This window comes from Duganella sp. S19_KUP01_CR8 (assembly GCF_036688705.1).
Classification (GTDB): domain Bacteria; phylum Pseudomonadota; class Gammaproteobacteria; order Burkholderiales; family Burkholderiaceae_D; genus Rugamonas.
Window position 1 is genome coordinate 16,262 of sequence record NZ_JAQQPR010000024.1, and the last position, 13,443, is coordinate 29,704.

A 13,443-nucleotide genomic window follows, 5' to 3' on the forward strand; every position below is an offset into this window, starting at 1 on the left:
TTCAAAGATAGCGGGTTTCAGTGGGTGGCGATATCCAGTTATCGGCGCGTCCATCAACGTAGGTGATGGGCGTGCCGGCCAGGTCCTCGTCGCTGACGCCATCAAGGCTGGCGACGTTGACACCATAGAATACACCGTAGCGCGGAGAGTTGCCGATGCCGTAAGGACGCACGCCGCAATGCTTGCAGAAGTAGTGATGCTCGTTCTTCGCGCCGAACTGGTAGACGTTCATCTCGGCCTCGCCGGCCAGCAGGCGGAAGGCTTCCGGCTTGGCCATCACGGCCCAGCAGCGTATCTTCAAACAGAACGAGCAATTGCAGCGCAGGCTGCCCTGGCTCAAATCGAGGTCCGCCTCAAAGCGCACCGCGCCGCAATGGCAGCTGCCGTGGTAAGTCCTCATCATCTGGTATGTTCTCCTTATGACAAGTATAGACGAACGGTGCGGTTTCAGTTCCGAGCAAGCAAGAAGTCGTCGATGACGGGAATAATCGCCAGCGACAGCAAGGCCACGGCCAACGGCACCGTGGAGATGTAGCCCAGGTATTTGAAGCCGAAAGCGCCGACCAATCCGCCCAGCAGAAACATCGCCAGCAGGGAACCCAGTAGCAGCAGTTTGTCACGGTCGGCCGCCACCCTGTCCGATGCGGTGCTGGCGTTCCAATAAAGCAGTTTTCCCAGTTCGATGCCGATGTCGGTCACCAGCCCGGTGACGTGGGTGGTGCGGATTTCGGCCCGCGAGACCTTGGTGATGATGGCGTTCTGCAGCCCCATCACAAAGCACAGCAAGGCCACGATGGCGGCGACCTGGCCGGAAGCACCCAGGCTGGCGCCCATCAGGCCAAAGCACAGCAGCAGCGCCGCCTCCAGAATCAGCGGCAGCGCGTACTGGCTTTGCGCGCCGCGCCGCCGCCCCCAGTTGATCAGGATCGCGGAAGTGGCGGCACCCAGCAAGAACGCCAGCAGCGCCGTCAGGCCTGCAACCACGACGCGCGTCTCCCCCATCGCGGCGCTATCCGCCAGCGACGAGACGATGCCTGTCATGTGCGATGTGTACTGACCCACTGCGAAAAAACCGCCGGCATTGACCGCGCCAGCCACGAAGGCCAGCGAACGGCCAAGGCGGCGGTTGCTGATGTTGGTGCGTTGCGGGCTGGTTAAGGCCCGCAGGTAGTGCATAGGCATGGTCGGCCTCCTCATTACTGTCGGCCAGACCATTGTATGCCATCAGATCACTTGAGCGTCACGCTCCAGTTCTTCTCCACGCACTTGGTGTAGTTGCCCGCGATCAGAGCGCTGTACGGCGTTTGATAGCTCACCAGTTGGCATTGATAGTCGCCGCCGCTGCTCCAGTTCTTCTCCCAGTAGATGTTGTAGGCCGCCGAACTGGATCCGCTGAAGCGCTGCATCGTCGCGCAGGACAGCTGTTCGCTGCCTACGTTCCAACCCAGGTCCGCCGCGAACTGCTTGTAGTAGTCGATGCGGTTCTGCGCTGCCGCCTTCTCGGTGCCGGTGCCGCATTCGGCGTTGATGATCATGATGGTGGTGGCGAAGTTATTACCCGCGCCAGCCGCCTTGTCCGCCGCATTCGGCACCCAGGTTCCGTCCAGCACATGCAGCATCGATGGCTTGGGCGGTTGCGGGTAGACGAAGAAGAACGTCGCCGAGGCGAGGTTCAACCAGGTCGACGCCACCAGGTCTGGATTCTTCAGCAGCACCGACTGGTCGCCGTTGTACATCACCTGCGAGAACGGACCGTAGTTGTAGTTGTACGAGAGCTGCTTGGCGCCGCGGCCGAAGTACTTCTTGAACGTACCGTCGGCGTTTTTACCGCAGGTCCAGACGGTGTTGAACACCGGGTCCGAGCATTCGACGTTGTAGCCGCAGTTGGTGCCGGTTTCGTCGCAACCCATCTCGCGCAGGTACTTCAGGCCCTGACGCCACTGCGGCAGCGGGATGCTGGCGTTGTGGTCGCCCGTCTCCTGTGCGAAGTGGGCGAACATGGTCGCCAGCGAGTGGCGACAGATGGCGTCCGCATCGCGGCCGTCGGTGTAGTCGCCGCAGATGGCCGGGAACTTGGCCACCGCCTGCAGGAAGCGGCCGTACGTGTAGCTGGGCTCACGGATGCCGAAGTAGTAATCCCACTTGGCCGACGTCAGCAAACGCTCCACCCGCTTGACATTGGCCGGGTTGGCCGCCGCGCCGGACGATACCGCGTCCACCGCCGCGTTGTCCAGCGTGCGGATCGACGCCTTCACGGTGCGGAAGAAGTCGTTGTTGGTCAACTGGGCTTCGCGCGCCTCGGCTTGCGCCTTGGTCGGCACGCCGCCCGGTTGCGGCGTGCCGGGATCCGTTGGCGTTGTTGGATCGGGGGCGTCGGTGATGTACTTCCACGGCCCCCAGGCATCGGTGGGATTGGGCGCGGTGCCCTGCACCCACCATTTGGCTTCGTACTGCTTGCCCTGGTAGATCGCGCACATGCCGGCGGTGTAGACCGCCGTGGCGGTCCATGCCGGGCATGCGCTGGCGGCGGCGGTGCTGATGCCGCCGGAGAGTACGCGTGGAGCGGTGCTGCCGGCCTGGCCGCCGTCGCTGCCGCCGCCACAGGCGGCAAGCAGCGTGGCGCTCAGCACAGCGATGCTGTGAACTGATTTCATCGCGTCCCCTTATTTCAGCGCGACCGGCAAGCCGGGATACTCATCGCTCAAGGCGTAGCGCACGCCATTCACCGTGACCACGTAGGCGGACGGCCCCGAGATCGGCAGCGAGTAGTTCAGCGTCAGCGACACCGAAGCGCCCGGCGCCAGCGACTGCCACGTCGGGATCGTGAACTTGGCGTGGTTGAAGCTGGCCTTGAAGCCGCCGATGTTGTTCGGCCCGGAGTAGCCGGCCTTGGTCACCACCAGGCCGTAGCCCGACTGGTCGCTCATGTTGGCGGGCGCCGATACCGGATAGTCGAACTCCACCACCGAGCCGCCCGGTATGGTGACGGTGGTGTTATTCGTCACCGTCATCACAGGGTTGATCGGGTAGTTGCTGTCGCCGAGCTTCCAGCCTCCCAGTGCGATGCTGACCTTGGCGCTGCTGGCTGGCATTGCCGATTCCGCCCGCGTGGCGCCGTATGGGCTGGCGGTCTTGAAGGCGTTATAGATGTTGGTGGTCAGCGTGTAGCCCATGAAGTACTCGCCTTTGCCGCCGTTCTTGCTGGCGTCCCAGGCGTAGTCGCCGGCCAGTTCCCAGATCATGATGCCGCCGATGGCGTTGTCGATCACGTACTGGGTCTTGGCCGCCATCGATTGCGCGGTCTCCGTGGAGATGAAGACTTTGCGCGTGGCGTTCCATAGCCATGGCGCCGCCATCGTGGCGCTGTAGTTGGCGACGTACGTGCCGGTGATGGTTTTCTCGGTTACGCCGTAGGCATCCAGGTAGTCCGGCGCGATGGCGTTTTGCAGGTTGAGCGCGTGCCACAGCGGATTGCCGCCGCCGGGGACCGGCTTGCCGTTGGTATCGAGGTCGTACCAGACGTTGTCGATGCCGACCGCGCCGGTGCCGCAGGTTTTGACGCCGGCGCAGGCGACGGTGTCGTTCACCAGTGGCGTGGTTCCCCACAGGCCGCTGGTGCCGCCGGTGACATCCTTCCAGCCGCGCGTGTAGTAAGGCACGCCGATGTTGATGCGGCCAGCCTGCAATGCGCCGCGATAGTAGTGGTAGGCCCAGTCGACGTTCAGGTAACCGATGCCGCCGTAGGAGTAGGCGTTGCCGGCCCTGAGTTCGGCGTCGTTACCGTCGTCGAACAGCGCGGCGTTGGGACCGACGTACTGGTTCCAGCCGCCGTGCAGATCGTAGGACATCAGGCTGGCGTAGTCGAGGTACTGCAGGCCGGAGAGGTTTTCCTCGCCGCGCAATATCCAGCCCGACGCGGAGCCGGCGATGGTCAGCATGTAGTACTTGTTGTCGGCGACGGCTGCGGTGTCCAGCTTTTGACGCACGGTTTTCAACAGCACGTTGTAGCTCTTCATCAGGCCCGCCAGGCGTGGCTTGGAGACGCCGAAGTCGAGCGGGTTGCCGGCTTCGTTGTTGGTGGTCGGGTGCTCGTAGTCGATGTCGATACCGTCGAAGAAGGTGTATTGACGGAGTACGGCCACCATCGAATCGGCCAGCGTGTTGATGCCTGCGGTGTTGAGCGAGCCGTCGGCGTTGGTGGTGGCGGTGTAGTAGCCGCCGCTGCCTGCCCAGCCGCCTACCGACAGCATGACCTTCACGCCAGGGTAGCGCTTCTTGTATTGGGACAGCAGGTTGAAGTGGCCTTTGTACGGCAGCGATGGATCCATCGCTGCTGCGGGAATGTTCGGCCAGGTCATGCCGGTGTCCGGGTTGTTGGCGCCGCTGCCCAGTTGGACTTTGGCGTTGGCGTCCACTGCGGCGAAGGCGTAGTTCACGTGGGTGATTTTGTCCCACGGGATGTTGTTGACCAGGTAGGACGGCGTGTTGTTCGCGCCCGTGCGCCAGCTGGTGAAGTAGCCGACGATGCGGCGGTTCAGGCCATTGGCCAGCTTCTCGCGGCCGTTGGCGTCATACACGCCGCAGTAGTTCACGTTCGGCACCGGCGAGGCCAGGCCGTCGGGACGGCACGCGACCGGCGTTGGCGTTGGCGTTGGCGTTGGCGTCGGCGTCGGCGTCGGCGTCGGAGTTGGCGTTGGCGTTGGCGTTGGTGTCGGTGTCGGTGTCGGCGTTGGCGTTGGCGTTGGCGTCGGGGTAGGAGTCGGCGTGGTCGTCTGCTCCGCCCAAGGGCCCCACTCTTCCGTGCCCGGCACGTTATTCTGCGTCCACCATTTGGCGGTGTAGGTCTTGCCGTTGTAGGTCACGCACATGCCGACGGTGTAGACCGACGACGCGCTCCACGCGTCGCAGGTGACGGCCGCGCCGCCCATGCGTACCGCGCCGCCCAGCAGTTTCGGGGTCGGCGTGGCGGTGTTTTGGGGGTCGCTGCCGCCACCACAGGCGGCCAGAGTACTGCCGACCAGGGTCAGCATCAAAAGGTTTTGTCTCATTTTTATATCCCGTAGTTAGAAGTCTTGATTGCTCGGGTAATGTGTATAGAAGTCGTTATCCCACCGGAAGTGGGTCGTCGAGACCGTGATGGTCACATCAAGCGCCTCGACAAAATGCCACCAGCCCACTGGAAGGAACAGGATCTCACCCGGTTCCAGCACGCACTCGATGACCGGTACGTTGGCCATCATCGGGAAGCGCTGCAGATCGATGTTGCGTCCATCGACCTGCGAATAACAGTGACGCTGGTTGTAGACACTGGGCGTGTCGCAGGGAGCGATCAACCGCACCCGTTTACGCCCAGCTATCTGGATCATGAAATTGTTGGTCAGGTCGTGATGGAACGGCGTGATCGTGCCGGCCGGTCCGAACCAGAAGAAACCGCTGCGCCCCTGCTCCAGGTACTCCGCCAACGGCGGCAGATCCGCCATCAGCTCCTGCAGCGCCGCCCGATTCTGGCCGTCGTTGTTGGCGGTCATGTAGAAATCGTTGGTGGGGCCGCTGTCGCGCACCATCGCCACATATTCGCCGAAGGGCATGCGGCGCTTGTGCGCGTTGCTGTTCATTTCATAATTCGGATCGGCCTCGCGGCCGAACTGCACCTCGACTTCCCGCTCGCCCAACTGCTCGATCAGGTAGTCGTAAGTCCATTTGTCGCGCGCGACACAGTCGTCCAGCATGCCGGTGATGATGACCGGCTGGTTGCGGCGATAGTGCTCGTGCAGGAATTCCTGTTCGGACAGGCGCTCCCGGCGCGGCACCTCGTTCGGTCCCAGGCGGTTCAGGCGGGACTGGATGCGCAGCACCCAATCGCGCTTGGACAGCCGGTTGTGCAACCGCGATACGCCGCGCAGGTAAGGGCTGCGCAGCGCAGCGTCCATCTCGGTGCGAGCGGACGCCTCGACTATTCCAGACTGGATCATGATCCCGATCAGCGCATCCGGATGGCCGCCGAGAATAAGGTTCTCGGCGATCCATCCCCGCCACGAGTCGTTAACGTTTACCTGTTGTACGGCGTCATGGCGGTTCATCGCTTATCGTCCTTTCCACACTGCGCTAGTCAAGGCTCCGCTGGCATCGCCATCGAGCTCCCATGAGAAGGCGCCGCGCAGGCTTTGGTCGCGCATGTACTGCATCTTGGTCGCGATCACAGTCGGGTCGTCGTAGCTCCACCATTCTCCGGTGCCAGTGTACAGGAACAGCTGCTTGGTGACCGGGTGGTACCAGCGCGAGCCGGTCTTGTTGACCAGGACCTTGTAGTCGTCGATGCCGGTTTCGTAGGTGCCTGCCGCGCCGCCGGTGGCGGTTTGATACAGGCCGTTGGCGTTCGGGCCGGCGGCTACGCCTTTCCATCCGCGTCCGTAGAACGGCACGCCGAGCAGGATCTTATTGCGCGGCATACCGGCTGCCACCAGCGCCGTCACGGCGTCGTTGGTGTTGTACTTGGCGAGGATGCCGGTCGCAGGATCGGCAGGATCGTGGTACAGCGGCGCGTGGAAGTTGGTGGTGCTTTCCCATGCGCCGTGGAAGTCGTAGCTCATCAGGTTGACCCAGTCCATGTACTGCGAATACAGGGTTGGTTCGGTCTGGGCGATCTTCTCGGTGCCGGCGCCGATGGCGGCCGTCAACGCATAACGCTTGCCGTCGATGGCGCCTTGCGCGTCCAGCTGTGCGCGGAACTCGGCCATCAGCAACGTGAAGTTATGCTTGTCGTTGACCGTGTCAAAGGTGTTGTACGGCTGGCCGCCACCGCCCGGATATTCCCAGTCGATGTCGATACCGTCAAACACGCCCTTGGCGGAGCCGGGGCCGCCGCGGCCATCCTGCACAGGCAGGTCGCCGGCGATGAACATCTTCACGCAGGACTTGGCCAGCTGCTTGCGCAGGGCGTCGGTCTTGGCTGCGGCCGAGAAGTTTTTCGACCAGCTCCAGCCGCCCAGCGAGATGAACACTTTCAGGTTCGGGTGCGCGGCTTTGAGCAGCTTCAGTTGCAGGAAGTTGCCGGTCAGCGGAGCGTCCCAGGCGACGGTCTTGCCGTCCACGGTGCGCGTGGGCTGGCGTTGGTAGTCGGCGTAGGCGTCGCCGCCGGTGCCGGCTTGCGGCGAGGTCGGGGTGTCGTTGCCCACTTCGGCGCGGGTGACCATGTCGCATTCGTAGCCGCCGTTCTTGGCGTAGGTGTTACCGAAGGCGTAGTTGATGAAGGTGAGCTGGTCGGCGACGCTGGTCTGCACGCCATTGACCGGGGTCTTGGTGGTGTGGATGTCGGCCACTTCGTAGCTGCGGCCATACACGCCCCACTGCGCGAAGTAGGAGCCGATTTCACGGCCGCCGACCGGCGTTGGAGTCGGCGTAGGCGTAGGCGTAGGCGTAGGAGTAGGCGTCGGGGTTGGGGTTGGGGTTGGGGTCGGCGTCGGCGTTGGCGTCGGCGTTGGCGTCGGCGTTGGCGTCGGCGTAGGAGTAGGCGTCACAGCCTGCAGCTCCCAAGGCCCCCACTGCTCCGTGCCTGGCACGTTATTTTGCGTCCACCACTTGGCCTTGTAGGTGGAGCCGTTGTAGGTCACGCACATGCCGACCGTGTAGATCGCGCTGGACGACCATGCCGGACAATCGGCGGCTGCGGCGGCGGTTTGCACGCCGCCCAGCAGTTTCATTTGTGGTGTGGTGGTGGTGGGGCTGTCGCTGCCCCCGCCGCAAGCCGCCAACATACTGGCGATCAGGCCGAGTACGGCCGCGTTTCCCTTGACTGCACGTTCCATGCTTTCTCCTCCTTGGGTGGGTGAATCTATGCTTTTATTATTTTTTCAGGATGGAACGCAAAGAAGTGGTAGTCAAGTGGTTTTATTTAATTACATCCAATCAAATACCAGTTACGGCACAGGAAGAGTTTTTACAGCAAGAATCGATATGGAACTTGAAAGAGAGTGTGAGCGCCCACCAACCGGTTTCAGCAAGCAAAAAGGGCGCAATTGCGCCCTGACTTTCGAATGTCTCAAATTGAACATCGTGTTAATTGATGAGTACCAATTTTGTGCACTCTGGAAGTGGTACTGACGACGACAGCGGCCCAAAACCGCTGAAATCCCGGAATCAGGTGGCGGTAGCCAGTTCCGGCTGCACCGCGTGGGCACTTCCATCACGCACCTCGACAATGCGCGGTTGTTGCGGATTGCCAAAACTCATCTTGTAGCAAACCTGGCCACTCCGGGAGGCGGTCGGCAGCACCATCAGCAGCTGGAACGCGCTCGGCGCTTCCTCCACCGAGGGGAAAATCGCCGGCAAGCCGGCCAGCACCACGGCCTCCAAAGAATGCTCGCCTTCGATCCGGGTGTGATGTCCGCGCACCGAAATGCCGGCGGTTTCGCCGCCCTCAAACGCCACCCGCGCGTGGCCGATCACGCTGTCGTTTTGCGCATTCACAACCAGGTTCAACCACAAAGTTGGCGAACCGGCGGTAGCGCTGGTGACTTCATACACTGCTGTAAATAATTGACTCATGGTGCTTCCTAACGAAGAGAAGTAAAACATGAGTCAAACTGTAGCGGCGATGCGAAAACCTTGCCTTCCGAATACCTTCCGGTCTCCAAGTGGTTGATTACAATGAATATTTACTCCAGCTCAACGCTTGGGCAATTGCCAGTCCGGACGGATGAAATGGCAGGTGTAGCCGTTGGGAATGCGCTCCAGATAGTCCTGGTGCTCCGGTTCAGCCTCCCAGAACGGGCCGGCCGGCGCCACTTCGGTGACGACTTTCCCCGGCCACAAACCCGATGCATTAACGTCGGCGATGGTGTCCTCGGCCGTCGCCTTCTGTTGCTCGTTGGTATAGTAAATTGCGGATCGATAACTCGTGCCGATGTCGTTGCCCTGGCGGTTGCGGGTACTCGGGTCGTGGATCTGGAAGAAGAATTCCAGGATCTTGCGATAGCTGATGACGGCCGGGTCGAAGACGATTTCCAGTGCCTCGGCGTGGGTGCCGTGGTTGCGGTAGGTGGCGTTCGGCACGTCGCCGCCGCTGTAGCCGACCCGCGTCGCCAGCACGCCGGCTTGCTTGCGCACCAGGTCCTGCACGCCCCAGAAGCATCCGCCGGCCAGGATGGCGGTTTCAGTTGTTGTCATGGTCTATCCTTGGTGAGTATGTCTGTTCAATTTAGTGACGATCGCCATTTCTTCAAGGTGAGCCTGCTCCATAACAATTGCTGTTGTGCTAAGCTTGAGCGTTGATGTACACCTAAAAAAAACGGGAGTCCTCCATGCAAGTAGAACGACGTTCGCGCCCGGACCGGGTCAAAGCCATCGCCGTCAACGCCGGCTTGGGCCTGCTTGAAACCGCCGGCCGCGAAGCCGCCGCCGCCTTCCTCGAAGATGCCGGCGTGCCCTTGCCGGTGATCGCCCGCGTGCTGTCGGAACCGGACCGGCGCCGCGCCGAAGACCTGCGCTAAACCACCCTAGTCTAATACCGCGTCGGCGAGTACCAGAGTTCTTTGTGCTGCAACGGTGTTTCGTCCGGCAGGTCGGGATTGGGCAGCTCCAGCACGATGCGCTGGCTCAACCTGGTACGCCGGATGAGATCCGCATTATAAGAGCGGAATAGCTGCTCGAACGAACCGTCCCTGCGCGCCCGTTTCAATCCCGCCTCCAGCGCCTCGGCCAGCGCCGGGTTGTTCTTGTTGACGAAGAAGTACACCGCCGCCGGATAGTGCAAGGCCAGCGTCATTTCCACCACCTCCCCTTGCGCCGCATGCTGCTCCGCCTCGCCCCACACCTGGCGTATCGAACGCGGGAAATAATCGAAGCGCTTCACGGCCAGCATCGCATGCAGATTGTCGGCGGTGGCGCCGGTGACCACGTCGAAGCCGCTGGCCTTGAGCACGGTGGTATCAGCCCAGTCGTAGCCTTGTCCGATCCTGTATTGCCGTAGTTGATCGACAGTGCGCACCGCCTCGAACTTGGCGCTGTCCTGGGCGTTGACCACGCCGATGCGCCAGCCGGCCAGCCCCATGTCGAGCGGAATGCGCACCGGCAGCAGCAGCTGTTCGCGCTCGCGGGTGGTCATCGCCCAGATCACGTCGACGTTGCTACCGTGCGCCAGCTCCTGCACGGCGCGGCCTTTGATCGCCTTCACATCCCAGGTCTGCAATTGGTATTTGGCGCCGGACTTGCGCATCACCAGTTCCAGCATCTTGACGAAGTAGCCCCGGTCCAGCTCGATCTGCGGCTGCGGATAGGCAACGCGCATGGGCTCGGCGTGCACGCCAAGCACCAAAAGCATGGCCAGCGCGCAGGCGGCCAGCCATTTCAAAAGATTGCATTTATTGCCAAGTTGCCTCATATGCAAAGAATAGCACAGAGTATTGTGATGCAGCCACGAAATCAGACGCTCGCGAAGTACCGCTCATGCATGGCCTCCACGTAGCGGACCACGTTCGGATGCGACTTCACGATATCGTTGAACGCATCGTCAAACTCGGCGTCCACCATCGACTCCATGAACGGATAGACCGCGGCATCGGCGGCGCTCGGTTGCGCGCCCAGCATGAACGGCTGATCGCCGAGTATGTCCGCAATCGAGGCCACCGTTTTGCGCACGAGATCCATCAGTTCCGCCGGCGCGTGCCGCCCCATCCCCTGCGCCCGCAGGTTCTTGCCGGCCTGGCGGCGAGCGAGATACCCCACCAGCGGACGCAGCGGCCACGGCAATTTCCTGAAAAAGTAAGCGGTGACTTTCGGGGCATTCACCGGATCGCGCCAGACCCGGTGCACCAAGGCCCAGTACAGATGGTCTTCAACCAGTTTTTCCAGCGCCCATGCCACGCCGCGCTGCTGGCTGGACAGGCCGGCATCGAAGTCGATAGCGTACTTTTTTTCCAGGTGCCAGCGAATGAAGGTCGAGTCCGACAGGATCACGCCCTGGTCATCGATATACGGCAGCTTTCCCTTCGGCGCCCGAAGGAGTTTGCCGGTCCGTTTTTGATACGGCAAATTTGCCAGCTTCAATAACGTTTCAGTCTTCTTCACAAACGGGCTTGCTTCCGAACGTCCGAAAGCCGGGCCGAAACCATACACAGTAATCATCGTTTTGCTTTCCGAGGCAGGAAGGAGCAGTGACTATAGCAACCGTTTATTTTTGGATATTGAACGAAAACGACACGGCGCACATGTCGGCAGCGAGGCGCGGTTTTGTCGATTGGTGCATCAAGTATCGGCACCAGCGGTCTGGCGAAGCGGGCATGACGCATCATTCGCCGCACGCCACACCGCTTCCGCCACATCCACGGCGTGCGTGACCGCAGTCGACTGTCCCCACGCCTCGAACACACTCTGCGCCAAGCTGGCATAGGCTTCGGGAATGCTGTCTTGCATGCGCGATTTCGCATTTTCGCCGAACCTGGTCGATGGAGCGCGTCCCGGCAGCACCAGGTTCACCCGCACATTGAATTGCTGCAGTTCCAGCGCAAGCGACTCGGTGAACGCATTGACCGCCGCCTTGCTCGCCGTGTACACAGACAGCAAAGGCAATGGCGTCAGCGTCACGCTGGACGTCACGTTGACGACGACACCCGCGCGCCGCAGCCTGAACTGCGGCAGCACCGCCTGGGTCATCGCGATGGTGCCGAGGGTGTTCGTTTCGAAGACCTCGCGCGCGGTGGCCATGGAAATGCCCTCCAGCGCACCCAGCACGCCTATCCCGGCATTGTTGACCAGCACGTCGATCTGCCCTGCCGCCTCCACTGCACGGCGGATGCTGTCCGGATCGGTGACATCGAGCGCGAGCACGCGCAGATGCCCGGAACGCGGCAGCAGGTCCTCGCGCGGCGTACGCATGGTGGCAACGACCTTCCAATCGCGATCGAGAAAGTATTGCGCGGTTTCGAGGCCGAATCCGGATGAGCATCCGGTGATGAGGACGGTTTTCATGGCGACTCCTGTTGAGTGGTTTGCAGTGAGCAAACTATAGTTCGCCGATGTCGGACTTGCTACAATCAGGAGTCCAGATTTAATGAGCGATAGTCCAGATATGATCGATCCCCTCGCAGAAGTCGTCACGTTGCTGCAACCGCAGGCCCGGTTCTCCAAGCTCGTCGGCGCTGCCGGCTCATGGCGCGTGCGGCGTTCGGAATCCGGGCAACCGTTCTACAGCGTGATACTCGAAGGCTCGTGTCGCCTCGAAGTCAGCGGCCAGGAACCGATCCAATTGCAGCAAGGCGACTTTGTCCTGATTCCGTCGGCTTACCGATTCACGATGACCAGCCTGGAGCCACCGGCATCGGAGGACCTGGATATCCCGCCCACTCAGTTGCCGAACGGCGAGTTCAGACACGGCGCTCAAGACGTGCCGGCCGACACACAGCTGTTGGTAGGCTACTGCACCTTCGGTTCACCCGATGCGGCCTTGCTGGTGTCACTGCTGCCGCAACTGGTGCACGTGCGCGGCGAAAAACGGCTGTCCACCATCGTGCAGCTGGTGGGAGAAGAATCGCGGGCGGCACGGCCAGCGCGGGAGGTGATCCTGGCGCGGCTGCTGGAGGTGCTGCTGATCGAAGCGCTGCGCTCCGCCGCAGGGACCGCGGCATCGCCGGGCCTGCTGCGCGGCCTGGCCGACGAACGCCTCGCCGTCGCACTACGGCGCATCCACGAAAACATGACCAAGCCCTGGACGGTCGCGCAACTGGCGAAAGAGGCAGCCCTTTCGCGCTCGACGTTCTTCGAGCGGTTCAGCCGCGCATTGGGTGTCGCGCCGATGGCGTATTTGCTCACCTGGCGCATGGCTTGGGCGAAGCACCTGCTGCGACGGCAAGAGACCGGCATCGCCGAGGTTGCCGGACGCGTCGGCTACGGTTCGGCAAGCGCGTTCAGCGTTGCCTTCACCCGCCATGTCGGACTGCCACCGGCGCGTTACGTGCGAGAGCAACTGGAGATGCGGCAGCCGAATTAATCCGTTGGCAATTCGCGGATTTCCACGCCGCCGCCGGCTTCGTAATGCGGATTGCCAACCAGGAAGCGCGCGGCATCGTCGAGGTTGGCGGCGCGCACACGCAGGTAGCCGGTGACGTCCAGGCTGGCGGAATCAGCCGGCGCACCTTTACGGTGCAGCGCCCCCTTGCCGATGGAACTGCCACCGTCGAACTGGCCGCTCTGGCGCAGGCCGGTGATGTAGGATTCCCACAGCGCGCTGCTGGCGGCATCTGGGTGCGCGGTATCGTCAAGCATGAGGATGATGTAGTCGTTCATGGTCGCTCGCGGATTGGAGTTGATGCTGTATTTTACCAGCCGTTGTATTTAAGCGTCATCGCTGCTTCTGTGAGTATTGATGAGAATTCGGTTTGGAAATTGCGCCCATAATGGGTCCGTCACTATCTTCAAGAAACGCAGGAATTTGCACATTACATTTGTCGT

15 protein-coding genes are annotated in these 13,443 nt (G+C 61.9%); 3 read left to right on the forward strand and 12 right to left on the reverse strand.

Annotated elements, in window-relative coordinates:
- Position 1: 1 nt before the first annotated feature.
- From V6M89_RS22070 to V6M89_RS22095, 6 genes are read right to left on the reverse strand one after another with little or no spacing between them, the layout of a single operon-like run.
- Complete coding sequence (locus V6M89_RS22070) at positions 2–403, reverse strand: GFA family protein (RefSeq protein ID WP_332855196.1); 402 nt, start codon at positions 401–403, stop codon at positions 2–4.
- Between the two features lie 44 nt (positions 404–447).
- Complete coding sequence (locus V6M89_RS22075; RefSeq protein WP_332855197.1) at positions 448–1,182, reverse strand: YoaK family protein; 735 nt, start codon at positions 1,180–1,182, stop codon at positions 448–450.
- A 47-nt stretch (positions 1,183–1,229) separates the two neighbouring features.
- Positions 1,230–2,654, reverse strand: coding sequence for a glycoside hydrolase family 19 protein (locus tag V6M89_RS22080; RefSeq protein WP_332855198.1), 1,425 nt, complete (start codon positions 2,652–2,654; stop codon positions 1,230–1,232).
- 9 nt (positions 2,655–2,663) lie between these two features.
- Positions 2,664–5,048 carry a chitinase C-terminal domain-containing protein gene (locus V6M89_RS22085; protein WP_332855199.1) on the reverse strand — a complete coding sequence of 795 codons (2,385 nt, stop codon included), beginning with the start codon at positions 5,046–5,048 and terminating at the stop codon, positions 2,664–2,666.
- Positions 5,049–5,063: 15 nt separating this feature from the next.
- Entirely contained in the window at positions 5,064–6,080 is a 1,017-nt protein-coding gene (locus tag V6M89_RS22090; RefSeq protein WP_332855200.1) for a cupin-like domain-containing protein, read from the reverse strand.
- A 3-nt stretch (positions 6,081–6,083) separates the two neighbouring features.
- A complete protein-coding gene (locus V6M89_RS22095; protein WP_332855201.1) occupies positions 6,084–7,805 on the reverse strand; it encodes a glycosyl hydrolase family 18 protein in 1,722 nt (573 codons plus the stop codon).
- Here V6M89_RS22095 and V6M89_RS22100 point away from each other — a divergent pair.
- Positions 7,789–8,100, forward strand: a complete 312-nt coding sequence (locus V6M89_RS22100; RefSeq protein ID WP_332855202.1) for a hypothetical protein — start codon at positions 7,789–7,791, stop codon at positions 8,098–8,100. The two genes, V6M89_RS22095 and V6M89_RS22100, sit on opposite strands and share 17 nt — an antisense overlap.
- Positions 8,101–8,136: 36 nt before the next feature.
- Here V6M89_RS22100 and V6M89_RS22105 read toward each other — a convergent pair whose 3' ends face one another.
- Positions 8,137–8,544: a DUF1842 domain-containing protein gene (locus V6M89_RS22105; protein ID WP_332855203.1), complete on the reverse strand. Its 408-nt coding sequence runs from the start codon at positions 8,542–8,544 to the stop codon at positions 8,137–8,139.
- Positions 8,545–8,664: 120 nt separating this feature from the next.
- On the reverse strand, positions 8,665–9,165 hold the full coding sequence (msrA, locus tag V6M89_RS22110) for a peptide-methionine (S)-S-oxide reductase MsrA (protein ID WP_332855204.1): 501 nt from the start codon (positions 9,163–9,165) through the stop codon (positions 8,665–8,667).
- Between the two features lie 134 nt (positions 9,166–9,299).
- Between msrA and V6M89_RS22115 the strand changes: the two genes are divergently transcribed.
- Positions 9,300–9,488 carry a hypothetical protein gene (locus V6M89_RS22115; protein ID WP_332855205.1) on the forward strand — a complete coding sequence of 63 codons (189 nt, stop codon included), beginning with the start codon at positions 9,300–9,302 and terminating at the stop codon, positions 9,486–9,488.
- An 11-nt stretch (positions 9,489–9,499) separates the two neighbouring features.
- Here V6M89_RS22115 and V6M89_RS22120 read toward each other — a convergent pair whose 3' ends face one another.
- From V6M89_RS22120 to V6M89_RS22130, 3 genes are all read right to left on the reverse strand, one after another.
- Positions 9,500–10,348: a substrate-binding periplasmic protein gene (locus tag V6M89_RS22120; RefSeq protein ID WP_332855206.1), complete on the reverse strand. Its 849-nt coding sequence runs from the start codon at positions 10,346–10,348 to the stop codon at positions 9,500–9,502.
- Positions 10,349–10,419: 71 nt separating this feature from the next.
- Positions 10,420–11,121: a glutathione S-transferase family protein gene (locus V6M89_RS22125; RefSeq protein ID WP_332855207.1), complete on the reverse strand. Its 702-nt coding sequence runs from the start codon at positions 11,119–11,121 to the stop codon at positions 10,420–10,422.
- Between the two features lie 120 nt (positions 11,122–11,241).
- A complete protein-coding gene (locus V6M89_RS22130) occupies positions 11,242–11,964 on the reverse strand; it encodes an SDR family oxidoreductase (protein WP_332855208.1) in 723 nt (240 codons plus the stop codon).
- Positions 11,965–12,064: 100 nt separating this feature from the next.
- On the opposite strand from V6M89_RS22130, the gene V6M89_RS22135 reads away from it, so the two are divergent.
- Entirely contained in the window at positions 12,065–12,982 is a 918-nt protein-coding gene (locus tag V6M89_RS22135; protein ID WP_332855267.1) for an AraC family transcriptional regulator, read from the forward strand.
- On the opposite strand, the gene V6M89_RS22140 is transcribed toward V6M89_RS22135, so the two are convergent.
- The gene (locus V6M89_RS22140; protein WP_332855209.1) at positions 12,979–13,278 is read right to left on the reverse strand and encodes a hypothetical protein; all 300 of its coding nucleotides are present in this window, start codon (positions 13,276–13,278) and stop codon (positions 12,979–12,981) included. The two genes, V6M89_RS22135 and V6M89_RS22140, sit on opposite strands and share 4 nt — an antisense overlap.
- Positions 13,279–13,443: the final 165 nt, after the last annotated feature.

Coding starts and splice junctions, on each gene's coding strand:
- V6M89_RS22070 (WP_332855196.1), bottom strand. CDS start 403: ATGATGAGGACTTACCACGGCAGCTGCCATTGCGGCGCGGTGCGCTTT.
- V6M89_RS22075 (WP_332855197.1), bottom strand. CDS start 1,182: ATGCCTATGCACTACCTGCGGGCCTTAACCAGCCCGCAACGCACCAAC.
- V6M89_RS22080 (WP_332855198.1), bottom strand. CDS start 2,654: ATGAAATCAGTTCACAGCATCGCTGTGCTGAGCGCCACGCTGCTTGCC.
- V6M89_RS22085 (WP_332855199.1), bottom strand. CDS start 5,048: ATGAGACAAAACCTTTTGATGCTGACCCTGGTCGGCAGTACTCTGGCC.
- V6M89_RS22090 (WP_332855200.1), bottom strand. CDS start 6,080: ATGAACCGCCATGACGCCGTACAACAGGTAAACGTTAACGACTCGTGG.
- V6M89_RS22095 (WP_332855201.1), bottom strand. CDS start 7,805: ATGGAACGTGCAGTCAAGGGAAACGCGGCCGTACTCGGCCTGATCGCC.
- V6M89_RS22105 (WP_332855203.1), bottom strand. CDS start 8,544: ATGAGTCAATTATTTACAGCAGTGTATGAAGTCACCAGCGCTACCGCC.
- msrA (WP_332855204.1), bottom strand. CDS start 9,165: ATGACAACAACTGAAACCGCCATCCTGGCCGGCGGATGCTTCTGGGGC.
- V6M89_RS22115 (WP_332855205.1), top strand. CDS start 9,300: ATGCAAGTAGAACGACGTTCGCGCCCGGACCGGGTCAAAGCCATCGCC.
- V6M89_RS22125 (WP_332855207.1), bottom strand. CDS start 11,121: ATGATTACTGTGTATGGTTTCGGCCCGGCTTTCGGACGTTCGGAAGCA.
- V6M89_RS22130 (WP_332855208.1), bottom strand. CDS start 11,964: ATGAAAACCGTCCTCATCACCGGATGCTCATCCGGATTCGGCCTCGAA.
- V6M89_RS22135 (WP_332855267.1), top strand. CDS start 12,065: ATGATCGATCCCCTCGCAGAAGTCGTCACGTTGCTGCAACCGCAGGCC.
- V6M89_RS22140 (WP_332855209.1), bottom strand. CDS start 13,278: ATGAACGACTACATCATCCTCATGCTTGACGATACCGCGCACCCAGAT.